The sequence below is a fragment of the Selenomonas sp. AB3002 genome (assembly GCF_000702545.1).
Classification (GTDB): domain Bacteria; phylum Bacillota; class Negativicutes; order Selenomonadales; family Selenomonadaceae; genus Selenomonas_B; species Selenomonas_B ruminantium_A.
In genome coordinates this window covers 315,426-338,811 of sequence record NZ_JNIO01000002.1, presented here as the reverse complement: position 1 = coordinate 338,811, position 23,386 = coordinate 315,426, and the positions used below count along the sequence as shown (strand labels likewise).

20 protein-coding genes and 1 tRNA gene are annotated in these 23,386 nt (G+C 49.8%); 19 read left to right on the top strand and 2 right to left on the bottom strand.

Annotated elements, in window-relative coordinates; translation table 11 throughout:
• The first annotated feature begins 209 nt into the window (after window positions 1-209).
• The 11 genes from P159_RS0101855 to smpB all read left to right on the top strand — a co-directional run bounded on the left by P159_RS0101855 (window position 210) and on the right by smpB (window position 12,446).
• Window positions 210-2,186 (top strand): N-6 DNA methylase, encoded by a 1,977-nt coding sequence (locus P159_RS0101855; RefSeq protein ID WP_029540895.1) that lies wholly within the window; start codon window positions 210-212, stop codon window positions 2,184-2,186.
• Between the two features lie 68 nt (window positions 2,187-2,254).
• The gene (locus tag P159_RS0101850) at window positions 2,255-3,664 is read left to right on the top strand and encodes a restriction endonuclease subunit S (RefSeq protein ID WP_185753577.1); all 1,410 of its coding nucleotides are present in this window, start codon (window positions 2,255-2,257) and stop codon (window positions 3,662-3,664) included.
• A gap of 1 nt (window position 3,665) precedes the next feature.
• Window positions 3,666-4,931: an AAA family ATPase gene (locus P159_RS0101845; protein ID WP_029540891.1), complete on the top strand. Its 1,266-nt coding sequence runs from the start codon at window positions 3,666-3,668 to the stop codon at window positions 4,929-4,931.
• On the top strand, window positions 4,924-5,370 hold the full coding sequence (locus P159_RS0101840) for a hypothetical protein (RefSeq protein WP_029540890.1): 447 nt from the start codon (window positions 4,924-4,926) through the stop codon (window positions 5,368-5,370). The genes P159_RS0101845 and P159_RS0101840 overlap by 8 nt, the downstream gene beginning before the upstream one ends.
• Window positions 5,371-5,449: 79 nt before the next feature.
• Window positions 5,450-6,676, top strand: a complete 1,227-nt coding sequence (locus P159_RS0101835) for an AbiH family protein (RefSeq protein ID WP_029540888.1) — start codon at window positions 5,450-5,452, stop codon at window positions 6,674-6,676.
• A gap of 646 nt (window positions 6,677-7,322) precedes the next feature.
• Window positions 7,323-7,508 carry a hypothetical protein gene (locus P159_RS0101825; RefSeq protein WP_318253479.1) on the top strand — a complete coding sequence of 62 codons (186 nt, stop codon included), beginning with the start codon at window positions 7,323-7,325 and terminating at the stop codon, window positions 7,506-7,508.
• Window positions 7,483-7,749 (top strand): DUF4160 domain-containing protein, encoded by a 267-nt coding sequence (locus tag P159_RS0101820; RefSeq protein ID WP_318253500.1) that lies wholly within the window; start codon window positions 7,483-7,485, stop codon window positions 7,747-7,749. Before P159_RS0101825 ends, P159_RS0101820 begins: the two co-directional genes overlap by 26 nt.
• Window positions 7,750-7,902: 153 nt before the next feature.
• Entirely contained in the window at window positions 7,903-8,115 is a 213-nt protein-coding gene (secG, locus tag P159_RS0101815) for a preprotein translocase subunit SecG (protein ID WP_029540881.1), read from the top strand.
• Between the two features lie 96 nt (window positions 8,116-8,211).
• Window positions 8,212-8,955, top strand: coding sequence for an alpha/beta fold hydrolase (locus P159_RS0101810; RefSeq protein ID WP_029540878.1), 744 nt, complete (start codon window positions 8,212-8,214; stop codon window positions 8,953-8,955).
• Window positions 8,956-9,148: 193 nt separating this feature from the next.
• Window positions 9,149-11,830 (top strand): ribonuclease R, encoded by a 2,682-nt coding sequence (gene rnr, locus P159_RS0101805; RefSeq protein WP_029540876.1) that lies wholly within the window; start codon window positions 9,149-9,151, stop codon window positions 11,828-11,830.
• 142 nt (window positions 11,831-11,972) lie between these two features.
• Complete coding sequence (gene smpB, locus P159_RS0101800; protein WP_029540873.1) at window positions 11,973-12,446, top strand: SsrA-binding protein SmpB; 474 nt, start codon at window positions 11,973-11,975, stop codon at window positions 12,444-12,446.
• A 6-nt stretch (window positions 12,447-12,452) separates the two neighbouring features.
• On the opposite strand, the gene P159_RS0101795 is transcribed toward smpB, so the two are convergent.
• The gene (locus tag P159_RS0101795; RefSeq protein ID WP_051650050.1) at window positions 12,453-12,962 is read right to left on the bottom strand and encodes a lecithin retinol acyltransferase family protein; all 510 of its coding nucleotides are present in this window, start codon (window positions 12,960-12,962) and stop codon (window positions 12,453-12,455) included.
• A 181-nt stretch (window positions 12,963-13,143) separates the two neighbouring features.
• On the opposite strand from P159_RS0101795, the gene P159_RS20445 reads away from it, so the two are divergent.
• From P159_RS20445 to P159_RS0101775, 4 genes are all read left to right on the top strand, one after another.
• Complete coding sequence (locus P159_RS20445; RefSeq protein ID WP_029540868.1) at window positions 13,144-14,118, top strand: ABC transporter substrate binding protein; 975 nt, start codon at window positions 13,144-13,146, stop codon at window positions 14,116-14,118.
• Window positions 14,119-14,991 (top strand): ABC transporter permease, encoded by an 873-nt coding sequence (locus tag P159_RS20440; RefSeq protein ID WP_029540867.1) that lies wholly within the window; start codon window positions 14,119-14,121, stop codon window positions 14,989-14,991.
• 16 nt (window positions 14,992-15,007) lie between these two features.
• Window positions 15,008-15,802, top strand: coding sequence for an ABC transporter ATP-binding protein (locus tag P159_RS0101780; RefSeq protein ID WP_029540865.1), 795 nt, complete (start codon window positions 15,008-15,010; stop codon window positions 15,800-15,802).
• Window positions 15,803-15,904: 102 nt separating this feature from the next.
• Window positions 15,905-17,248: an amino acid permease gene (locus tag P159_RS0101775; RefSeq protein WP_029540863.1), complete on the top strand. Its 1,344-nt coding sequence runs from the start codon at window positions 15,905-15,907 to the stop codon at window positions 17,246-17,248.
• A 190-nt stretch (window positions 17,249-17,438) separates the two neighbouring features.
• On the opposite strand, the gene P159_RS21095 is transcribed toward P159_RS0101775, so the two are convergent.
• The gene (locus P159_RS21095) at window positions 17,439-18,569 is read right to left on the bottom strand and encodes a CheB methylesterase domain-containing protein (RefSeq protein WP_318253478.1); all 1,131 of its coding nucleotides are present in this window, start codon (window positions 18,567-18,569) and stop codon (window positions 17,439-17,441) included.
• A gap of 232 nt (window positions 18,570-18,801) precedes the next feature.
• Between P159_RS21095 and P159_RS0101765 the strand changes: the two genes are divergently transcribed.
• The 4 genes from P159_RS0101765 (at window position 18,802) to P159_RS0101750 (ending at window position 23,363) form a co-directional block, all read left to right on the top strand.
• Window positions 18,802-18,877 (top strand) — tRNA-Thr (locus P159_RS0101765).
• A 304-nt stretch (window positions 18,878-19,181) separates the two neighbouring features.
• On the top strand, window positions 19,182-20,615 hold the full coding sequence (locus P159_RS0101760) for an ATP-binding protein (RefSeq protein WP_029540859.1): 1,434 nt from the start codon (window positions 19,182-19,184) through the stop codon (window positions 20,613-20,615).
• Window positions 20,616-20,795: 180 nt separating this feature from the next.
• Complete coding sequence (locus P159_RS0101755) at window positions 20,796-21,875, top strand: hypothetical protein (protein WP_051650048.1); 1,080 nt, start codon at window positions 20,796-20,798, stop codon at window positions 21,873-21,875.
• A gap of 129 nt (window positions 21,876-22,004) precedes the next feature.
• Window positions 22,005-23,363 carry an MATE family efflux transporter gene (locus P159_RS0101750; protein WP_029540856.1) on the top strand — a complete coding sequence of 453 codons (1,359 nt, stop codon included), beginning with the start codon at window positions 22,005-22,007 and terminating at the stop codon, window positions 23,361-23,363.
• The last annotated feature ends 23 nt before the right edge of the window (window positions 23,364-23,386 follow it).

Here is a 23,386-nt window from a genome sequence, read left to right as displayed (position 1 = left end):
GTTTGAGTTATCTTATATATTATCTTACATACTATCTTAATCAAAAAGTCTCAGATTGACAAGAATATATTGTAAGGAAATGCTTGTAGCGTTTTACAGTCGTATTTGAGCTTTCGTTGATAGAAGAACCATATTCGTGCTATACTTTATCTACAAATATGAACGAAGGAACGGCATTCAAATGGTAAACCGCAAAGGATGTGTTAACCGTGACATTAGATGATATTATCAGTGGTTCTAAATACGACATGGAGCGTTTTTCCGATAGTCAAAAGGCGGCACTTCTTGCCCGCACGACAACCCAGACGGTCAAGGGCAAGGAGGCACTCTATGTAACCTGCCCTGTTCGTCAGAAGGATATCAAGCTCACGCCAGAGGAAATTGTACGTCAGCTTTATCTGGACGAGCTTCAGGAGACCTATGCGTATCCCCTTTCACGTATACAAGTAGAATATGTGGTCAATATCGGCAGGGATAAGAAACGTGCGGATATTGCAATCATGGATAAAGACCGCCCCAATACGCCATATATCATTATCGAGTGCAAGGAACCGACACTAAAGGACGGTAAGGAGCAGCTCAAATCTTATTGCAATGCTACAGGTGCGCCAATTGGTGTATGGACGAATGGCAATAAGATATCCTACTATAACCGCAAGGACCCTAACTATTTTGAGGATATACCTAATCTCCCAAGTGCAGCCGAAACCTTAGCTGATATCCTGCATGAACGTTGGACGATTGCTACCCTTATTGCCAAGGATAAACTTGTAACGGAGCGCAAATCTCTCAAAGATCTGATTCTCGAAATGGAGGATGAAGTTCTCGCCAATGCAGGCGTGGATGTTTTCGAGGAAGTGTTCAAGCTGATTTTCACGAAGCTCTACGATGAACTGCAGAGTGGCCGTGATGAGGAGCGTAACCTTCAATTCCGCAACTATGGCTATACCGAGACAGAACTCAAGGAGAAGATTCAAACGCTTTTTGATGCCGCTAAGGACACATGGGAAGGTGTTTTTCCAAGTGAAGAAAAAATTGCATTGAATGGTTCTCATCTGTCTGTTTGTGTAGCGAGCCTCCAAGACGTGAAGCTGTTCAACTCTAATTTGGATGTGGTGGACGATGCCTTTGAATATCTTATGAGCAAGAGTCAGAAAGGTGAGAAGGGGCAGTATTTCACGCCGCGTTATGTCATTGATATGTGCGTCCGTATGCTCAATCCTACGGCACAGGAATACATGATTGACACTGCGGCTGGCAGTTGCGGCTTTCCGATTCATACCATTTTCTACGTCTGGAGAAAGATTCTGGAAGAAAAAGGCATGGAGCAGAGCCATTTGTTTACGTCGGAGAAGAAGCCTCTTGAATGTACCGATTATGTCAACAAGCACGTCTTCGCGATTGATTTTGACAAAAATTGCGTTCGTGTCTCTCGCATGTTGAATTTGATTGCAGGAGATGGCAAGACAAACGTTATAAAGCTCAATAGCATAGATTTTGACCGTTGGCTGGAAGAAGTGAAGAATGAAGACTGGATAGATATTTATAACGAAGGTTGGAAGAAGCTGAGGAAACTGCGCCGGGACAAGGATAGCGACCAGTTTTATCAGTTTGATGTTCTTATGGCGAATCCACCTTTTGCAGGGGATATCAAGGAGAGCCGTATTGTTGCTAAGTATGAGCTTGGCAAGAACGCAAAAGGTAAGCAGCAGTCGAAGGTTGGGCGTGATATTCTCTTTATTGAGCGTAATTTGAATATGTTGAAACCTGGCGGACGTATGGCTATCGTTTTGCCACAGGGGAGATTCAACAATAGTAGCGACAAACATATTCGTGATTTCATCGCCAAGGAATGTCGTATCTTAGCTGTGGTTGGACTTCATGGCAATGTGTTCAAACCTCATACGGGAACAAAGACCTCGGTTCTGTTCGTGCAGAAGTGGGATGATGAACTCTGCCCGAAGAAGGATGACTACCCGATTTTCTTCGCTACCATGCAGGAGCCAAGCAAGGATAACTCTGGTGATAAGATTTACGAGGCAAGAGACGGAAAGCCTGTACTTGATTCTCATGGCCATCTGATTGTGAAGCACGACCTTTACAATCATGACGGATTGACACAAGATGGCATTGCTGAAGCATTTGTCGAGTTTGCCAAGAAGGAAAAACTGAGTTTTTTCGCCTGAGCCCGCAACCGTTTGATGCTGAGAAGTATCAACGGTTGATGGACGGGCTGGAGTGTAGCGAGATATCGTTGAGTGCATTGGAGCGCACAACAAGAATAGATTCAGAGTTTTATTCTAAAGAAAATCTGCAAATATCAGATAGAATGAAAAGCTATCATACACAACCGATAACAGAGAAATTCTATGTATCGGATGGAAATCATATGTCCGTATCTGATGACTTTAGAGAAGAAGGAATTCCATATTATCGTGGGCAGGACATCTATAATACCTTTATTGAAAGTGCTTCGCCTATCTGTATTAGTGAAAAGTATTATTATCAGCAGAACATGGAACGTTCGCATTTGCAAAAGAATGACATATTGTTATCTATAGTTGGGGCAATTATTGGGAATACTTCCATGGTATACACAAATAGAAAAGCCACTTGCAGTTGTAAGTTGGCAATAATACGTCCAAAAGATAAGGCTTGCCGGTCTTTTTTTGTCAACGTGTTCCTTAAATCGAAATATGGGCAAAATCAAATTCAAAAGTTTAGGCGTGGTACAGCACAAACAGGTTTTTTGCTCGAAGATATGGAACAACTACTCGTGCCTGTGTTCGGAGAAGTATTTACCAATCATGTTCAAGGTGTCATGGATAGGTTGCATGAACTGATTACTAAATCACAGGAAGTATATCAATCTGCTGAATCACTCCTTCTTTCTACACTCAATCTTGATAATTATACATTTTCAACGGATAATACCAGTATCAAAAATTTCTCACAAATTGACAAGAGTGGGCGTATGGATGCAGAGTATTATCAACCAAAGTATGATGAGATTGAAGAAAAACTTTCCAAATTTCCACAAATAAAGATAAAAGACTTGATTAAATATCCTGTTTGTAGTGGGTCAACACCCAAGGCGGGAGATTCAAGGTATTATACAGATGGAAATAGTGGAATACCCTTCGTTCGGGCAGTTGATATTGTAAATAGTCGTATTGATACGAAGAATTTTATATATATCACGCCAGGTATACATAATAATCTTCTAAAGCGAACGAAACTAAAGAAAAATGATGTGCTATTTTCTATTGCAGGGACTGTTGGAAGATGTGGCATCTTTGATCATGATTTTGAAGCAAATATAAATCAAGCGGTTGCTATTTTAAGGTTCTCTGAAGAGAAAATAAAGCGACAATATCTTGTTCAATATTTCAATTCATCTATCGGTAAATTGATAATTGGTAAATATTCGCGACAAGGTTTGCAAACAAATTTGAACCTGGAGGAAGTGTCTGAACTCTCTATCCCTATTATAAGATATGATATACAGGATAAGATTGCTAAACTTATTAGTGAATCTTTTGTTCTGAGAGAGCAGAGCGAATTACTGCTTAAAGCTGCAACAAGAGCTGTGGAAATAGCCATTGAGCAAGATGAATCAGCTGCTATGGTGTATTTGAAGGAACAGACGAAAGGAGATGCATAAGATGTCCTTTAGTCCAAGACTACGTATACATAACTTAGGCCCAATTGAAGATTGTGACATCCTGCTGAATAGAATGATGGTATTAGATGGTCCTCAAGCAGCAGGAAAAAGCACGATAGCCAAGGCGATTTTTTTCTTTCGCACTGTAAAAGACGAGCTTTATAAATCATTTTTGATAGGATGGGCAGACCCTGTTCCAGAAATTAACGCAAGGTGGTATTTATTAAGGAAGTTGAATCGTATCTTGGGTAACTATATGTCCATAAAACGAGGAACGTACTTATCTTATGAATATGCACCAAATATTAAAATCGAGGTTCGATTGGTTGAGGATACAAGCTCGTTGATAACATTTAGCCCTTCGATTATTAGTGTGTTGGAAAAATATCGTGACTTTGATTACAGAAATACGAATAAAGATGATATTCGGCGGGAATTACAAGAACTGTTTGCTGATAATAGCAAGATAGTTTATCTTCCTGCTGGCCGTAGCTTTACATCGTTGTTAACGCATCAATTGAACTATATCTTGGCAGTCATGGATGACAAACAAAAAGATACGCTTGATTATTGCATGAGGGATTATACGGAACGAGTGCTACAAATTAAGCCACAGCTATTAGAGCAACAGCTATACAATGAGGTTGCAAAAATAGATAGCAAACACTTTGGGTTTATGCGATTTGTAAGGGAATACATGGGGCGTATCCTGAAAGGACGTTATGTCAATATTAACGGTGAGGAAGGAATAGAGCTGTTCAAATCCGCTTCCGATAGGCCGATACCGCTTGATTTTGCTTCTTCGGGGCAGCAAGAAGTGTTGTGGATTCTCAATTTGATATATTATTATTTGAGAGAGAAGCAACCAACCATGTTCATAATTGAAGAACCAGAAGCGCATTTATATCCAGATTCGCAAAAGGAAATTGCTGAGTATATCGCTTTGGCATTGCGTGGGGAGAATGAATGCTTAGTTACGACACATAGCCCATATATCCTTGGAGCGATGAATAACTTGTTGGATATTAAGCGCTTGGCAGATAAGGGCGCGAACGTTACGGATCTCTTAGAGGATAACGGACTTATCGGTTTACAGTTGCTCAACCGCAAAGAATTTGCTGCTTATTTCGTCGATAATGGAAATATAACAGATGCCATGGATGAAGAAACGGGCTTGATTCGCAATGAGATGATTGATGGTGCCTCTGACCGAATCAACCGTCTTGCTGATGAAATATTCGCCTTGGAGTGTGGAAACGATGAGTGAGATATGGCCTAAGAAGTACGAGGAATTGGTCAGCTTCGCTGAAGATAAGCATACTAATCCCATATACGTTTCTAAGGAAAATCACTGTGAACACAGAGCTATTAACAACGACAGGGACTACATTAATCATATCAAGATAGACGGTGAAGTCATTCCTAAGGTTTGCAGAGACACGAAGCGTACTGATTTTCTTCTGCTTAATGAAACAAAAAAGACTGCCTACTTGATTGAATTAAAAGGGAGTCACATAAAGGATGCTTTTGAACAGCTGGAGGTAACGGACAGGCACTTGAAGCCTATATTGAAGGGATATTCTGTTCAGTGGAGAATTATCTACCATTCAAGAACGATAAGAATGCGTACAAACGAAGTGAACCAGTACCGTAGAAAGTATCCGTGTCTGATAATACACAATACGCCGATGGAGGAACATATATAAGCCTTGTCTGTTATGACGCAATATCTCGCAAGCGATTCCAGGAGTGATGTGTACTGAAATTTATGGGGAGGAATAGATTTTGAACTTACTCGTAGTAGGAAATGGTTTTGATTTAGCTCACGGATTGCCGACGAGATATAGTGATTTTTTGGAGTTTTTAACACTATGTATTATAGAATGGCATGACTGGAGAAAAAATCGTGTCTGGCAAGGAGAATATAATCCGTGGGAAAATGACGCACGTATCCTGTACGATTTGGCACGAAAGGTAAAATCTAACCAAAAGGTTGTTGAAATCTTTGAAGCGAACAAAGCAGATATTGAGCAGGCATTTGGAAAAGACGGTAAACTATCGAATTTCAATGATAACACGTGGGTGCGATATTGTCTGTATGTCTATGCATATAAGCAGTCTTTTACAAAAGAGTTTAATTGGATTGATATTGAGACTGAAATATTGAGATTTATACGTTATATTGAATCTCAGAAATATACTGGTACTCAAGTTTCATACTTATCCATGAGTCTTCCTTACTACGAGCATCTTGATAACTATACTACAATCCAATTTGATGTTCGCAGCATTGTTAAAAAAATGTCCCATTCTAATACTCCGGAGGAATTATTGAAGCGAAAGATTTTTGAAAATCTGTTTTGTGAGTTGGAACAGTTTTCGGAGTCATTGAAACTTTATTTTTTATTTGTTAGAAAGACCTTTTGTGAAAATCCCAAAACAATTTTCAAAATAAATACAGATGGATGTGACAGTGTAAGTATTGATAGCATTTTAAGTTTTAATTATACGGATACAGTACAAAGATATTATGCGAGTGCTGCTAATGTCAATTATATAAACGGTAATCTCGATGATGAAAAAATCATCCTCGGTGTGGAAAATCCATCTTTGGATAAAATAAATGATTTTTGTAATGATAGTGTAAATTTATTCTTTAAGAATGTTCAACGAATCTTATATAATTATGGATATGTATATAGCACGTGGTTGTATGAAAATGCAAATTCTCCTGATAGAACAGTTCTGTTTAATGGAGATGTTATTAATGGAGTGAATGTGTATATAATTGGACATTCATTAGCTATAAGTGATAAGTATATCTTAACTGACATCATAATGAACGCAGACAGAGTTAACATATACTATTATAACGAGCAGGATAAACAAGATAAAATAACGAATCTGTATAGACTACTTGGGGATGAAGTGTTCTCTAATCATGTTAATCATTCTAAGGTGAAACCTTCTATTTCTTTTCTAAACCAAGCAGAGCTTATGATTTCCTATTAGGAGCGTTTGAAAAATCAGTGCAATAATTATCTGACTAAAAAGGACTTGCCTATTGTATCTACTAAGAGAATTTTGGCAAGCTCTAGGATATATGTGAATTAGAAAGCTCGGCAATCTAAATGAGAATGGGTGGTCTTTGGTATTGAGGTGATGGGAAATGCTTTTACACAAAGCTGGAATACCATAGCTTGAAAGCGTATGGGAAAATTGGCGCAGAAAACACCAGCCCTTGAAAAAGTAATTTTTTCAGGGTTCAAGCACGCTTGCGCCAGGCGTTTACGTGTATGACGGATATTATGGCGAATAACCGAATATACCACATCATGGAAGAGTGATGGCGTCCTTCTTCCAGCAGCCCGTCAATCTTTATGCGTTTGTTGGCCCGTTCAGCAGATGTGCGCTTGTTGTAGAAATGTATTTCCAATTCTTGATAGAAGATAAATCAGGCATGATCTTGGTTGAAAATATTATGGACAAGCTGGGAGTGCTGATAAATGAGAATTTCTACACAAGAATTTGATACATTTTAAAAGGAGGATTTACTGCTATGCAACATGGTTACATGAAACTTGTACCGCAAAACATAAATGTTACTTTTACGGATATACATACCTCTCCAACTAAAGGGGAGAGTATATGCGTATATTTGGAACGGCCCACAGAACGTGGATTTGACAGGGCAGAGTATGTATTACCAGCCTGTTACCTAAAAAAGTGCATGGGCTTCACTGAGGACGAGGAGTATACCTTGCGCCAGTTTGTGAAGAACAATAGTTCTCTTATCTGGGAAATCGCCCGTGAGGATGGTGAAATCATTGCCGACGTTGTTTGAAATATATGGGTATAGAGTATTCTTCTGGTCAAATGAGGCAGGGGAGCCGATTCATGTCCATGTCTGCCAGGGTAAGCCTACGGGCAATGCCACTAAAATATGGCTGCCGCCGGAGAGCAATCCGGTTGTGGCGAATAATAATAGCGATATTCCTACAAAAGAACTGAACCGAATATTGAAGATGATTGCCCTGAACAGGGACAGCATAATTGCCCAGTGGTATGATTACTTCAATAAGTGAGCTTCATTATAGTAGCTGGATTGGCGCAGGGTGACGGATATGGCGTTGCTTTCTCCTTGAACTTCCTTGCAGGTGCGTATTCTTTGTGTTATGATAGGGAAGATGTATTAGAGACGTTACGCAAGGGAGGCTTGAAACTTGCTTACTTTGATGATGGTGCTGGATGCTATCGTGGCTATCGTGCTCATCGCTGCTATCCTGGGCCAGGAGGCTAAGTCTGCTGGCATGGGCGGCATGGGCGGCGGTGCCGATACGGTTTTCTCCAGCAAGGCGCGGGGCATGGATGCGCTGCTGGCGCGGGTGACGGTGGTCTTTGCCATCTTGTTTGCCGTAATCACTATCGTGATTGCCCGCATGACCAACTAATTGAAGCTTCTTTGAGCGTTCCCGGATCACCGGGGGCGCTTTTAGATTTAGATTACCTAATAAAAATGTTATTTACGTTGTGGGAGGGTGACAGGGATGATCGTGCCTGGGGCGGAACCCTTTTTCTTGCCCGGTGGAAAGCGCGGGGTGCTTTTGATTCACGGCTTCACGGGATTGCCGGCGGAGCTTTTGCTCATGGGCAAGTACCTTCAAAAACGTGGATATACGGTGCTGGGAGTGCGCCTGGCGGGACATGCTACTAAAGTAGAGGATATGAGCCATATGACCGGGGAGGACTGGATGGACTCTGTGCGGGATGGCTACGCTTTGCTTTCGGGGCTGTGCGAGGACATTTCCGTGGTGGGGCACTCCATGGGGGGGCTCTTGGCCTTGCGGCTAGCGGCGGAAAAGCCCCTGGAGCGGCTGGTGACCCTGGCGGCCCCTGCCATCATCCATCCTGGCTGGGGGGTGGAGAAACTGCCTCCCCGGGAAGAGTGTGTGGGACAGTACGTGCCCAAGGCCCGGCGGAATCTGAAGAATGTGCCGGAGGCAGTGAACCGCACTTATAGGAAGATGCCTCTGATGTGCGTCCATGAGCTGCTGGAGGTCATGAAGAAGGCTAATGCCTGCCTGGAGAATATCGAGGTGCCTATTCTTATTGTGCACAGTTATGGGGATCACACGGCAGATCCCAGGAGTGCCGATTATATCTATGAGCATGTGAAGAGTTCGGAGAAAGAGATTTTTTGGTTGGAGAAGGCGGGGCACCTTTTGCCCTTGGAGCCGGAGCGGGAGCTGGTCTTTGCAAGGACGGCAGCTTTTTTGGACGAGGAAGGATAAGTTTCGGCTGTTCATTTTCTTTGGCGCAAAGAAAACGAACCAAAAGAAAACGTGGACTGAAATCACATCGTGTGATTTCCGCGTCCACGGGGCCCATCCTTGGGCCCTGGGGGTTCGGATAGTACGAGTGTTTGATAGTACGAGTGTTTGTGTGGTACGGATTGTACGGAATTTTATTTTGGAGTAAGAACGTATGGAATTGAAAGAACGTATTTTGGCTTATATGCGTGAGGATGCTTATAAGCCGCTTTTGGCAGAGGAGCTGGCGGAGAATCTGGAGCTTAGCGAAGAGGAGCAGGTGGCTTTCTCTGAGGCCTTGGAAGAGCTGGAGCAGGAAGGGGCCATCATCAGGAACCGCAGCGACCGCTATGGCACCCCTGCCCGGATGCACCTGGTGGTGGGGCGGATTTCCATGACTGCCAAGGGCTTTGGCTTCATTATTCCCGATGTGAGGGAGACTGAGGAAGAGACGGATGTCTTTGTGCCGGGGCCTGCCATTGGCTCTGCCATGCATGGTGACCGGGTAGTGGCCCGGGTCACGCCCTCTGAGCAGGAGGGGCGCTCCCGTGAAGGGGAGATCCTGCGCATTCTGGAGCGGGCCAATGAGAAGATCGTGGGCACCTTTGAGAGCAGCAAGACCTTTGGCTTTGTGACGCCGGACAATACCAAGCTCACCCAGGATATCTTCATCCCCAAGAAGCAGATTCATGGGGCCAAGACCGGCAGCAAGGTAGTGGTGGAAATCACCAAGTGGCCCGATGGCCGTCGCAGCGCTGAGGGCAATGTCATCGAGATCCTGGGCAAGGTGGGGGATCCCGGCGTGGATGTGCTCTCTGTCATGCGCCAGTACGATTTGTCCGAGACCTTCCCAAAGGAGGTTCAGAAGGCCGCCGATGGGGTGGAGCAGGAACCTTCCCCCGAGGAGTATCGCGGCCGCCGCGATCGCCGCAACTTCCCCATTGTCACTGTAGACGGGGAGGATTCCAAGGATTTGGACGATGGCGTCTACGCTTACAAGAAGGAGGACGGCTCCTACTTCCTGGGTGTCTACATCGCTGACGTCAGCCACTATGTGCGGGAGAACCAGCCTCTGGATATCGAGGCCCGTGAGCGCGGCACCAGCGTTTACTTGGTGGACCGCGTGATTCCCATGCTGCCCAAGGAGCTTTCCAATGGCATCTGCAGCCTGAATGCAGGGGTTGACCGCCTTTCCATGGCCTGTGAGATGCACCTTTCTCCAGAGGGCGAGATTACCAGCTACGAGATCATCCCCACGGTGATCCATGTATACCGCCGCCTCACCTACAACATGGTGAACAAGGTGCTGGTGGAAAAGGCAGATCCCTTCGTGTCCGACAATGAGGACATCAGGGAGATGCTGGAGACTCTGGCAGAAATCAGGAACCTTCGCAAGAAAATCCGCCATGCCCGTGGCTCAATTGATTTCGAGCTGCCCGAGGTGAAGGTGAAGCTGGACGAGAAGGGGCACCCGGTGGCCCTTATCAAGCGCGAGGGCTCTCTGGCTGAGTCCATTATCGAGGAGTGCATGCTCTCCGCCAATGAGACCGTGGCCAAGCACATGGATCTCAGGCATAAGCCCTTCATTTACCGCGTCCATGAGCAGCCCAGCGAGGAAAAGATCGAGCGCTTCAACAACCTGCTGGCAGCTTTCGGACTCTTTGTCCGCAAGGATGAGGCTGGTCATATCAAGCCCATGGATGTGGAAAAGGTGCTGGAGAAGGTGCAGGGCAAGCCCGAGGAGCGCATCATCTCTACCGTGGCCCTGCGCTCTATGCAGCAGGCCCGCTACAGCGAGATGTCCCTGGGTCATTTCGGCCTGGCAGCCCGCTACTACACCCACTTCACCTCGCCTATCCGCCGCTACCCGGACCTCATTGTCCATCGCCTCCTGCGCGAGGAAATGGCTGAGGGTGGCATGCCCCGCGAGCGTGAAGCCAAGCTGAAGACCATGCTGCCGGAAATTGCCGACCATGCCTCTGCCCGTGAGCGGGTGGCTATCGAGGCTGAGCGGGAAACCACGGACATGAAGAAAATCGAGTACATGGCTCAGTTCGTGGGTGAGGAGTTCACCGGCGTCATCAGCGGCGTCACCGCTTTCGGCATCTTCGTGGAGCTGGATAACGGCGTGGAGGGACTGGTACACGTCTCCACCATGATCAACGACTTCTACGAGTACCGTGAGGACCTCTACGCCATGGTGGGCGAGCGCACCCAGCAGCAGTATCGGTTGGGTGATGAGGTGCAGATTGTATTGGTGCGCGCCAATGTGGAAGAGCGCAACCTTGATTTCGTGCTGAAGGACAATGGCGCCGATGATGCCCAGGCTCTGAGAAATGCCGTGGGCGGCGGCCGCAAGAACAGTGGCAAGCCCAAGGCTGACCGCAAGGAACGCGACAGGAATCGCGGCGGCAGGAAGCGCGGCCCCAAGGATGGCGACCTGGTGGCTTCCGTGCTGGAGGAGATTCCCGATGACGGCAAGAGCAAGAGCCAGCATAAGGGCCACCGCCCAAAGCGCCGCGGCTCTTCGGGAGAGAAGATTTCCCGTCCTGCCGGAGACAAGCCCGCCAAGGGCCGTGCTTCCCGGGCACAGGAGCGCAGCACCGACCGCACGGGACGTGCAGAGCGTGCCACCAGGGAAACCCTGGGCAGGAAGCGCAATGGCGGCAAGAGCCGTGAGGAGCGCCGGGAGGGTGATTACCACCGGGTGAAGATCACGGGCCTGAACTCTGCTGTCTGGCCAGATCCCCCCGGCTACCACGAGCGCAAGGAGCAGGAAATGCGCCGTGAGGGCGCGCCAAAAGGCCGCCCCCATCTCAATCGCAAGACAGAGGGCGGCACGGGTAACTCAAAGTGAGCAAAGTAAGTGAGGGGCAAGGACGCAGCATAAGCGTAACGTGTGAAATTTTTCCGCAGGAAAAATTTCAAGTGAAGCGTTGCTGTGCCCTTGTCCCGAACGCCTTAACATAAGTCAAATCTCAAGAAGAAAGGTGGAGGCTATGGGAAAGCAGAACGCTGCCATCAAGATTGTCTGCGAGAACCGCAAGGCTCGCCATGACTTCTTTATACATGAAACCTTTGAGACCGGCCTGGAACTCAAGGGCACTGAGGTCAAGAGCCTCCGTGCAGGCCGTGCCAACCTCAAGGACAGCTACGCCTTTATCAAGAACGGCGAAGTCTTTGTAGAGCACATGCATATCAGCCCCTATGAGCAGGGCAATATCTTCAACCATGACCCTCTGAGGGTGCGGCGCCTGCTTATGCACAAGGCGGAGATAGTGAAGCTCTTCAGCCAGACGAGAGAGAAGGGCTTCACACTGGTGCCCCTGAAGATTTACTTCAAGCATGGCCGGGCCAAGCTTGAGCTGGCCCTGGCTTCCGGCAAGCACAACTACGACAAGCGTGCCGATCTCCAGGCCAAGGCTGCCAAGAGGGATATTGAAAGGGCCTTGAAGGACAGGCAAAGATTTTAAAAGGATTCAATCATCTACAGCATCTGCTGCTTTGGGCGGCAGGTGCTTTTCTTTTTGCTCATGGGCGGGGGAGGGAGATGCAGGGACGGTATCAAGCTTGGGCAGCAGCAGGGAAAGTATTTCTTCTACCTGTGTGGACATGCCAATTCCCGTCTTGCACCAAAGGGCGAAGTGCTCGCAGTTGTTGCTTACTAGATTGTAGCCTTTTTCCCCAATCTTGCTGCGGGCCCGGGCTACCGTCTCTTCCGGGGAAAATGACTGGAAGTCCTCTCCCCAGATACGCTTGATCAGCCAGTCCAGGAGCTGCTTGTGGTTGCTGTCCCCGTTCAGCACATAGAGGGTGTTGCTGCCGGACATGAATTCGGAAAGGCTGGTTTCCCTGATGATACCGTCGGACACCAGCGGGTTCTTTTCTTTGTAATAATGGACGACACGATCATTGCCTGTGTAAACACCGAAATGCTGATAGCCCCGGTGCTTCACATAGACGATGTCGCCGCTTTCTGCTGTTGCCATAGGTTTCGCTCCTTTGCGTGTTTCGTTTATATAACTATTCTAGGTGGATAAAGGTAAATCCTTGCAGGCCTCTGCTTGATTTTTATGTGTAATGTTGTATAATAAAACCTGTCTACTTACAGGAAACAAATATTACAAAAAGGTGGGGATTGATATGTTAAGCGTAAAAAAACTCAAAGGGATGGTTGCGGCGGCTCTGTTTGCCACGGCAGCCCTGACGGCTGGCTGCGGCGGCGGTGACCAGGCTGCTGGCAGCGGGGAGAAGACTTATCATGTGGGCATTGTCCAGCTGGTGGAGCACAATGCTCTTGATGCTGCCAACAAGGGCTTTGTGGACGGCCTGAAGGAGCGTGGCTTTGAGGAGGGCAAGAACCTCACCATTGACCGCCAGAACGCACAGGCTGACCAGTCCAATCTGCAGAATATCGCCCAGCGCTTTGTAAGCGCCAAGCTTGACCTGATTTGCGCTATTGCCACCCCGGCGGCCCAGACCATAGCCAATGCCACCAAGGATATTCCCATCCTGGGCACGGCTATCACCGACTATGAGGGTGCAAAACTGGTGAAGAGCAACAAGGAGCCCGGTGGCAATGTTTCCGGCACCAGCGACATGAACCCCATCAAGGAGCAGATCGACCTGCTGCTGAAGCTCAAGCCTGATGCCAAGGTCATCGGCACCATCTATTCCTCCAGCGAGGTGAACTCCGAGGTGCAGATCAAGGCCATGACTGAATACGCAGAGAGCAAGGGGCTCACTGTGAAGGTGGCTACTATCTCCACCGTCAACGATATCCAGCAGGCTGCCCAGAGCCTCATCGGCTCTGTTGATGCTTTCTATGAGCCTACGGATAACGTGATTGCTTCCGCTTTCCCCACTCTGCTCGATATCACCAACAGCGCCAAGGTGCCTGTCATCTGCGGCGAGCCGAATATGGTGAAGGTGGGCGGCCTGGCTACCTACGGCATTGACTACTACAAGCTGGGTGTCCAGACGGGCCACATGGCAGCTGATGTGCTGCAGGGCAAGGCCAAGACCGCTACCCTGCCCGTGGAGCTGGCCAAGGACCTGAAGGTCTCCGTGAACAAGAAGAATGCAGAGCTCCTGGGCATCAAGCTGCCTGAGGATGTACTGAAGGATGCGGAGGTCGTTGAGTAAATGGATCTGGTTATTTCAACCGTCTCCCAGGGCCTTCTGTGGGCCTTGCTGGCGATTGGAGTTTATCTGACTTTCCGGGTGCTGGATATCGCTGACCTGACAGTGGAAGGTTCCTTCCCCCTTGGGGCGGCGGTGGCGGCATCCCTGCTGACGGCGGGCTGGCAGCCCATCCCCGCCATCTTCATGGCCTGTGTGGCTGGCATGATTTCCGGTGTGGTGACGGGCTTTCTCTGCACCAAGCTGAAGATTCCGGCCCTGCTGGCGGGCATCCTTACCATGATTGCCCTTTATTCCGTGAACCTGCGGGTCATGGGCAAGGCCAACCTGCCGCTCTTGCAGCAGGAAACCATCTTCACCATCTTCCCCGTAGGGGGAGACAAGAGCATGACGGTGCTGATCATCGGCGCTGTGGTCGTGCTCCTGGTGTCCCTGGCCTGCTACTGGTTCTTCGGCACGGAGATAGGGGCGGCGGTGCGTGCCACTGGCAATAACCCCCACATGATCCGTGCCAACGGCATCGACACTGACGTGATGATCGTGCTGGGCCTGCTGCTGTCCAATGGACTGGTGGCTATTTCCGGTGCCCTGGTGGCCCAGAGCAACGGCTTTGCCGATGTGGGCATGGGGGTAGGCACCATCGTCATCGGCCTGGCTTCCGTGATTATCGGCGAGGTGCTTTTCGGCACCCGCAGCTTCAAGAACTGCCTGATTTCTGTCATCCTGGGCTCCATTGTCTATCGCGGCGTCATTGCCATTGTCCTGCAGATGGGCATGCCGCCTAATGACCTGAAGCTTTTCACGGCGGTGCTGGTGGCCATTGCCCTGTCCCTGCCGCTGATTCAGTCCCGCTGGCGCAAGATGCGCAGGGGTTAGGGCGGAAAGGACGAATATGTTAGATATCAAGGATATTTCCAAGACTTTCAATCCCGGCTCCATCACCGAGAAGCTGGCCCTCAGGAAACTCTCCCTGCATCTTGCACCGGGGGATTTCGTGACGGTTATCGGCGGAAATGGTGCGGGCAAATCAACGCTCCTGAATTCCATTGCGGGAACTTTTCCGGTGGATACAGGCAGCATCACCATTGCGGGCACGGATATCACCAAGTGGCCGGAGTACAAGCGGGCCAAGTTCATCGGCAGGGTCTTCCAGGACCCCATGATGGGCACGGCGGCCAATATGATGATAGAGGAAAACCTGGCCATTGCCTCCCGGCGGGGCAAGCGTCCCACCCTGCGCTGGAGTTCTTCCGACAAGGAACGGGGGCATTTCCGGGAGCTTCTGGCAGGCCTGCACCTGGGCTTGGAGGACAGGCTGGAGTCCAAGGTGGGCCTGCTCTCCGGTGGCCAGCGCCAGGCACTGACCCTGCTCATGGCCACTATGGTGCGGCCTCAGCTGCTGTTGCTGGATGAGCATACGGCAGCTCTTGACCCTAAGACGGCAGAGCAGGTGCTGAGCCTTACGAAGAAAATCGTGGAGGAACAGCAGCTCACCACCCTGATGATCACCCACAACATGCGCGATGCCCTGCGGCTGGGGAACCGGCTGATCATGATGTACGACGGGCGCATCCTGGTGGATGTGGCAGGGGAGGAGAAGAAGAACCTCTCCGTGAAGGACCTCTTAGCCATGTTCGAAAAAGCGGCAGGCAGCGAGCTCACCAGTGACAGTCTGCTGCTGAGCTAAAAACTGGATAATAAAGATTGGCAGTGCCTCCGGGTGGCGGCACTGCTTTATTTATTGTATAATATCATTCGTGTCAATTTATTTTAGAAATGGGATGAATCAATGAGTCAAGCGAAAGCAAGCAAAATGCGGCGGGGCCTCAAGAACCGTCACCTGCAGATGATAGCCCTGGGCGGCGCCATCGGCACGGGGCTGTTCTACGGTTCTGCTTCCACTATTGCCCTGGCAGGGCCTTCGGTGATGTTGGCCTATCTTCTGGGGGGCATCGTGATTTTCTTCATCATGCGCATGCTGGGAGAAATGGCGGTGGACGAGCCTGTATCAGGTTCCTTCAGCTATTATGCCAGCAAATACTGGGGCAGTTTCCCAGGGTTCATGTCCGGGTGGAATTATTGGTTTAATTACGTCATTGTTTCCATGGCAGAGCTCACGGCGGTGGGCATCTACATGAATTTCTGGCTGCCGGATCTTCCTCAGTGGGTCAGTGCTCTGGTGTGCCTCATTGTCATTACGGCAGCCAATTTCATCAACGTGCGCATGTATGGCGAGATGGAGTTCTGGATGGCGCTTATCAAGATCACTGCCATCCTGATGATGATTGTGCTGGGGCTTTACCTGCTCTTTGGGGGCAACATGTCCTTCCCGGAGAACGTCTCCAACCTCTGGTCACACGGCGGTTTCCTGCCCAATGGCTGGTGGGGGCTGGGCCTGTCGCTTACGGTGGTCATGTTCTCCTTCGGCGGCATTGAGCTCATCGGCATCACTGCCGGTGAAGCTGATGACCCTGACCGCACTATTCCCCAGGCTATCAACGGGGTCATTGTGCGCATCCTGCTCTTCTATGTGGGGACTATGGCAGTGCTCATGGCTCTCTGGCCCTGGAATGAAGTGGGCATGGAGGCCAGCCCCTTTGTGCAGATTTTCTCCAATGTGGGCATCCCGGCAGCTGCCCATATCTTGAACTTCGTGGTGCTGACAGCAGCCATTTCTGTCTACAACTCTGCCATTTACAGCAACAGCCGCATGCTTTACGGCCTGGCTGCTGATGACGACGCTCCTACCTTCCTGGCAAAGATTTCCGGCCGTGGGGTGCCGGTGAACGGCATCCTGGTATCATCGGGCATTACCCTGCTGGTGGTCGTGCTGAACTACATGTTCCCGGGCCATGTCTTCATGTACTTCATCTCCATAGCCACAGCAGCGGCAGTGGTAGACTGGATTGTCATCTGCATCACCCATCTGAAGTTCAAGGAATACTGCAGAAGGGAAGGCAAGGAGACCAAGTTCAAGGCTATCCTCCATCCCTGGACCAACTACCTCTGCCTGGCGTTCCTCTTAGGCGTAGTCTTCATGATGACCCAGATCCCCGACATGCAGCTGGCAGTAATCATCACGCCTTTGTGGTTGTTTGCACTGTGGCTCGGTTATAAATATAAAAATCGGTAACCACCGAACCCTCGTCCCCCCGGCGCCCATGGATGGGCGCTCCTGCGGCCGTTGGCTTTCATGGATGAAAGGCAAGGCCGCGTTTTCTTTTGGTTCGTTTTCTTTGCGCCAAAGAAAATGAACAGCCGAAACCAAACAAAGAGAGCAACCAAAAATCCCGAAGAAACTCGTCTTAGAGTATCTTCGGGATTTACTTATTATTAGCAACTCTAGTAATAGCCGCCGCAATATCCGGCAGTGGCAGCTGTTCACACACCGCCCCCTGATCAAAGGCCGCCTTTGGCATGCCGTACACCACGCTGGTGGCCTCATCCTGCCCCAGGGTATAGGCCCCTTGGGCCCTCATCTGCGAGAGTCCGTCAGCCCCGTCGCGTCCCATGCCTGTGAGGATGACCCCCAAGGCTTTGTCCCCCACATATTTGGCTACTGTGTCAAAGAGCACATCCACGGCAGGACAGCAGCTGTGGACAGGCGGCCCGGGGGTGCAGTCCAGCACCAGGGGGCCTGAGCCTGTGCGGCTGAGGGTCATGTGCTTGCCGCCTGGGGCGATATACACATGGTTTGGTTCCACCTTGTCACCAGTCTCTGCTTCCTTGATGGAGAGAGGACACTCTTCATTGAGCCGGTTGGCCAAGAGCTTCGAGAACATGGCCGGGATATGCTGCACGATGACAATGCCGGGCAGCGGAGGTTTCAGCCCGTGCAGCACCACGGACAGGGCTTCCGTACCGCCAGTAGAGGAGCCGATGGCAATGAGCTCGATGGGGCCGCCCCGACGGGGAGGCGGCATGGAGGGGGGAGCGGCAGGCGGGACAGCTGCCGAAGGTGTGCGGCGGGCCAGGGGAGAAAGGCCCGGACGCGCTGCCGGACGGTTGAAGGAAGAGACAGGGCGGGGAGCTGCTGACCCTTCGCCAGGACGGGCTGAGGCAGGGGCATTTCTCAAGGCCTGCAGGTCATCTGCCAGCAGGTGGTAGAAGTGATCGGACAGCAGAGGGTCCGAGGACTTGACCATGTATTTGAGAGCACCCATGCGCTGGGCGGTCTGCTGGCTGGAATTGACCCTGCCGAAAGCGATGGTGGGAATCTGCATCTTCTTGGCCAGCAGGCTGATGAGCATTTCGCCTTCAATGCGGGTGAGGGCCATGGAGAAATTCAGCACCACCGCATTGGGTTTGAACTGGCGCGTCTTCTCGATGGCTTCAGCGGCACCAGAAGAAAACTCCACCTGGCTGTCTTTAGGCAGGCGCAAAGCCAGCTCTTGTGCAATCTTGTTGTCGCCCAATATTTGGTTGCCTATGACTAAGACGCGCAGGGCTGGCATGGCGCCGCCTCCTTACCAATTAGCTTGATGTATGTTTCTGCACAAACTACACTATATTGTATATTCTACGCCTGAATGGAAAAACCTTCTCAATATGTGCTCTGGTTTGGCACCAATAGGCTGACTGCCTTATAAGTTTTGCCAATGAGGTTAGAGGAAATAAAAAAATATATTGACAGAGAGGCAGAGATGGATTATAATATAACCCGTCAGTTGCGCAAGTAACGGATATGCTAGCTTAGCTCAGTTGGTAGAGCAGCTCATTCGTAATGAGCAGGTCACAGGTTCAAGTCCTGCAGCTAGCTCCATAGAAAAATCAAGGCCTCCGGGGTTCCGGGGGTTTTTTCTTTTGCCTAGAAAGACCTAAATGTACCTTATTTGTACCTTATTGTGTCCAAACTGATGCAAAGTTATTGGCTCCATGGCAATGGTAAGCTCATAGAAGGCGGATTAAAGCAGTGTGTGAGCGAATCACTGTACTTAAATATTTGACATTGAAATTGACTTCTAATGAAGTCAACTTCACAAAAGATGATATCCTGTTAAGATTATGATATAATTATATTGAAGTTGGTTTCAATGAAGCGTACTTCAATTAAAGGGGTGTTTGTGATGGTAGAGTTCATAGGCCGCAAGCGGGAACTTGAAGCACTGAATAGCCTTTATCATAAAGATGGTTTTCAGATGATGGTGCTCTATGGTCGGCGCAGGGTGGGGAAATCTACCTTGCTTCAACGCTTTATAGAGGACAAGAAGGCTGTATTTTATACATCGGTGCGTAGCAGTAGCCAGCGCAACTTGAAGTTGATGGGGGACTATGCTATTGAGGCATTGGCTCCTGAGATGCGAGGGGTCAATTTCAGCTCCTATGAGGATTTCTTCAGCTGGATTGGTGAAAAAGCACAGCAGGAGAGGATTATCTTTATCATAGATGAATTCCCCTATCTGGCAGAACAGGACAAGTCTCTGCTGTCTGTTCTGCAAAAATTCATAGACAGGGAATGGCTGGACGGCAATATGTTCCTTATTCTCAGCGGCTCATCAATCAGCTTCATGGAAGATGAAGTGTTGAGTGAAAAGAGTCCCCTCTTTGGCAGGAGAACCTCACAGATGAAGCTAAAGGCCTTCAATTACATGGAGGCGGGGGAGTTTGTGCCTGAGTTTTCTGCTGAGGACAAGGCTGTGGTGTACGGTGTGACCGGCGGCATAGCCAAGTATCTGGCTATGTTTGATGACCGCTTATCGCTGGATGACAATCTGAAGCAGCTGTTTTTCGCTGAGACGGGGTATCTCTATGAGGAGCCCAATAATCTTCTGACACAGGAGTTCAAGAATGTGGCTCTGTATAATGCCATCATAGAAGCAGTGGCAGCGGGACGTAACAAGATATCGACCATAGCAGACCTTACACATATGGACTCAACCAAGGTGTCTCATGCGGCGGCCAATCTGGTGGCTACAGGCATTCTGCGAAAGGACTATGCCATTACGGACGAGAACAACAAGCGCAAGGTGCAATATGTGCTGGCTGACAATATGTTTCGCTTTTGGTACCAGTTTGTCTCTGCCGGAGTAGGCATGATTGACTTTGGCCGTGGCGCTATATACTATGATAATGTGGTCAAGAAGAACCTGCCTAATTATATGGGGAGTGTCTTTGAAGACATGTGCCGCTATTACACCATGTATATGGGCACATCCGGCAGGTTGGCCTGTCTGACTACCAAGGTAGGGAAATGGTGGGGGACTAATCCTGCCAAGAAAGAGGAAACAGATATCGATGTGGTGGGTATCGACAGTATCAGCAAACAGGCGGTCATTGGTGAGTGCAAGTTCAAGAACGAGGTCTTGGACAAGGGCGTATTTGAGCAACTGAAGGCAAGGCACCAACTTATCGACAAGAAGTATACGGTGGTGCAGTATCTGCTGTTCTCAAAAAGCGGATTTTCCAATTGGATTTTGAAGAACGCAGAGCAGGAGCACATATATATGGTAGACTTGGAGCAGATGTATGAGCCTGACGAAGCTGATTTTGTGGTGTCTTAAGCATTGAGATTTCAGCTCCCGAGGAATCGGGGGCTTTTTGCATTGTCTGGGGCAAATAAAATTCTTTTCTAAACAGGATTTAATGCTATTGTCAAAGAAATAACTTAAAATATAGAGTGAAAATGTCGATATATGCTATATAAGATTGGATTTAGTTGATAAAGACAGAGGGTTGATAGCATGGCCAAAAAAATATTATGCCTTACTATGCTGATGGGACTGCTGTTTTCCTGTGCCTGCGTGAGCGCTGCGCCCCAGGTGATACACGCCACGGGGGTCTATGTCATGGGGGATAATGATTCGCCCAAGATCGCCAAGGATGCGGCCCGGCAGGAGGCTATGCGGTCAGCAGTGGAGCAGGCAGGGGTATATGTGGAAAGTTACTCCCGCACGCAGAACTACGAGCTGACTGAGGATGATGTGCGCATGATTTCCGGGGCGGTGCTGAAGGTCACTCATGAGAACTCTGTGCCGGAACTCACGGGCAATGTGCTCAAATATACAGTGAATATCACCGCTGAGGTGGACACGGATACCATCGACCTGCAGAATATGATGCAGAAGCGGCAGGAACTGGAAAAGCTGCAGAAGGAGCGGGACGAGCTCAAGAAGCAGAATGAGGAGCTGCTGCAGAAATACGAGCACGCCAGCGGCAGGGAAAAGCGGGAAATCGGCCATCAGCTGGAAAACCAGTACACCCTGGGACAGATTTTTGACGAGTGCGTGGCCCTCATCCAAAGAGGGGAGCACAACGCTGCCATTACCCGGCTCACCAAGGTTATCCGCGATACCAGCGTCACGGACAGCCCCCTGGCCTATGCCTATTATCTGAGAGGTCGGGCTTATTACGGCCTGCGCTCTGATGACAATGCCATGCTGGATTTTGACAGTGCCCAGAATACGCCCCATGATGATGCCATCTATCCCATCTGGAAGTGCCATCGCTATCGCGGCCTGATCTACTATGACAGGCAGCGTTACCAGGAGGCCTACAACGAGCTGAAGTGGGCTTGGGAGGCTTCACCCAAGGATGATCGGGAGCTTTGGAACGAGCTGCAGCGGGCAGACGAGATGGCCAACAAGCGGCAGGACCCTCCGCCCCAGCAGCCGCCTGCCCAGTCCGGTGACAACATGGAGGATATGTGGAAGCAGGTCATAGGCAATATCCTCATCGATGCTATCAAGGGTGAGATCAGCAAGGAGCAGAATCGGGGGCATGAGGTCTACCGTGGTACTCCCCGGGCAAGGATTCCAGTCTGAAAATCTGAGAAATGAATAGCAGAGTCTGCCCCATGCGCCTTTTGCGGTGCATGGGGCTGTTTATCTGCTGTATTTGTGTTATGATAGTATAGCAAGTTTGTTTGATTTACTAAGGAGTGCGTTTTGGCTATGAAAGCCACTGAACTTGATATGACTCACGGGTCCCTGTGGGACAAAATCGTGAAATTTGCCCTGCCTTTGGCCCTGACGGTGTTTTTGCAGCAGCTCTACAACGCGGCCGATGTGGCGGTGGTGGGGCGCTTTGTGGGCACGGAGGCCATGGCGGCGGTGGGCACCAATGTTTCCATCATCGGCCTGTTGGTGAATCTCTTTATGGGGATTTCCCTGGGTGCCAACGTCATGGTGGCGCGCTTTATCGGGGCCAGAGACATGGAGAAGGCCAGCAGCGCTGTCCATACGGCCTTCCTGCTGGCGCTGGCGGTGGGGCTGGGGCTTATGGCCCTGGGTGAGCTGCTGGCCGGACCTGTGCTCACGGCTCTGGCGGTGCCCGAGAGCGTCATGCCTCTGGCGGAGATGTATCTGAGGGTGTTCCTGCTGGGCATGCCTTTCATGGGGCTTTATAACTTTCAGGCCGCCATCTTCCGCAGTCGTGGAGATACCAAGACTCCCTTGCAGGTCCTGGCGGTGACCAGTGCCGTCAATGCCCTGCTGGATCTCTTGTTTGCCGGTCCTTTGGGCTGGGGTATTGCAGGGGTGGCAGGAGCTACGGTGCTGGCCCAATTCATGGCGGCAGGCATGCTCCTGCACGTGCTGCGCCATACGGAAGGTGTCATCCGCCTGGACCTCAGGCAGTTGCACTGGCAGGGGCAGAGGATAAAGGAAATCGTGAAAATCGGTCTGCCCGCAGGCATTCAGGCCATGGTCTTCTCCCTGTCCAATATTGTTATCCAGGCAGCCATCAACAGCCTGGGGGCGGAGACCATGGCAGCCTCCAGCGCTGCTTTCACCATTGAGATCAATGTCTATTGCATTGTTTATTCTTTCTCCCAGGCGGCTACCACCTTTGTGAGCCAGAACTACGGGGCGGGGAAGCTCTTCCGCTGCCGCCGGGCCACCTGGCTGTGCTTTGGATTGGGGCTTTCCTTTATGACCACTGTCTCCCTGCTGGTGCTTTTCTTCGGGGAGACACTGCTGGCCCTCTTTGACAGTCATCCAGAGGTCATCGCCTTGGGCATGGTGCGCATCTGGTATGTGGTGGTGCCAGCCGGCATCAACGGCATTGTGGATATTTTCTCAGGGGCCCTCAGGGGCTATGGTTTTTCCCTGCAGCCTGCCGTGCTGGCCCTGGTGGGCATCTGCGGGGTGCGGCTTACCTGGGTCTATACGGCTTTTGCCCAAGACCCTGACTTTGCCACCTTGATGTTCTGCTATCCCCTGAGCTGGACGGTGACCGCGGTGTTCATCGCCATCGCCTACTGGTTCTATACAAAACATGTGAAGGTGCTGCGCCTGCGCGTGGCGAGATAAACACTCCCGGGAAAGGAGTTTTT

What these genes read in the sequence shown, in the direction of transcription:
- P159_RS0101750 (WP_029540856.1), top strand. Translation starts at nt 22,005, where the DNA reads ATGAAAGCCACTGAACTTGATATGACTCACGGGTCCCTGTGGGACAAA.
- P159_RS0101780 (WP_029540865.1), top strand. Translation starts at nt 15,008, where the DNA reads ATGTTAGATATCAAGGATATTTCCAAGACTTTCAATCCCGGCTCCATC.
- P159_RS0101755 (WP_051650048.1), top strand. Translation starts at nt 20,796, where the DNA reads ATGGCCAAAAAAATATTATGCCTTACTATGCTGATGGGACTGCTGTTT.
- P159_RS20440 (WP_029540867.1), top strand. Translation starts at nt 14,119, where the DNA reads ATGGATCTGGTTATTTCAACCGTCTCCCAGGGCCTTCTGTGGGCCTTG.
- P159_RS0101775 (WP_029540863.1), top strand. Translation starts at nt 15,905, where the DNA reads ATGAGTCAAGCGAAAGCAAGCAAAATGCGGCGGGGCCTCAAGAACCGT.
- P159_RS0101795 (WP_051650050.1), bottom strand. Translation starts at nt 12,962, where the DNA reads ATGGCAACAGCAGAAAGCGGCGACATCGTCTATGTGAAGCACCGGGGC.
- P159_RS0101810 (WP_029540878.1), top strand. Translation starts at nt 8,212, where the DNA reads ATGATCGTGCCTGGGGCGGAACCCTTTTTCTTGCCCGGTGGAAAGCGC.
- rnr (WP_029540876.1), top strand. Translation starts at nt 9,149, where the DNA reads ATGGAATTGAAAGAACGTATTTTGGCTTATATGCGTGAGGATGCTTAT.
- secG (WP_029540881.1), top strand. Translation starts at nt 7,903, where the DNA reads ATGGTGCTGGATGCTATCGTGGCTATCGTGCTCATCGCTGCTATCCTG.
- P159_RS0101840 (WP_029540890.1), top strand. Translation starts at nt 4,924, where the DNA reads ATGAGTGAGATATGGCCTAAGAAGTACGAGGAATTGGTCAGCTTCGCT.
- P159_RS0101760 (WP_029540859.1), top strand. Translation starts at nt 19,182, where the DNA reads ATGGTAGAGTTCATAGGCCGCAAGCGGGAACTTGAAGCACTGAATAGC.
- P159_RS20445 (WP_029540868.1), top strand. Translation starts at nt 13,144, where the DNA reads ATGGTTGCGGCGGCTCTGTTTGCCACGGCAGCCCTGACGGCTGGCTGC.
- P159_RS0101845 (WP_029540891.1), top strand. Translation starts at nt 3,666, where the DNA reads ATGTCCTTTAGTCCAAGACTACGTATACATAACTTAGGCCCAATTGAA.
- smpB (WP_029540873.1), top strand. Translation starts at nt 11,973, where the DNA reads ATGGGAAAGCAGAACGCTGCCATCAAGATTGTCTGCGAGAACCGCAAG.
- P159_RS21095 (WP_318253478.1), bottom strand. Translation starts at nt 18,569, where the DNA reads ATGCCAGCCCTGCGCGTCTTAGTCATAGGCAACCAAATATTGGGCGAC.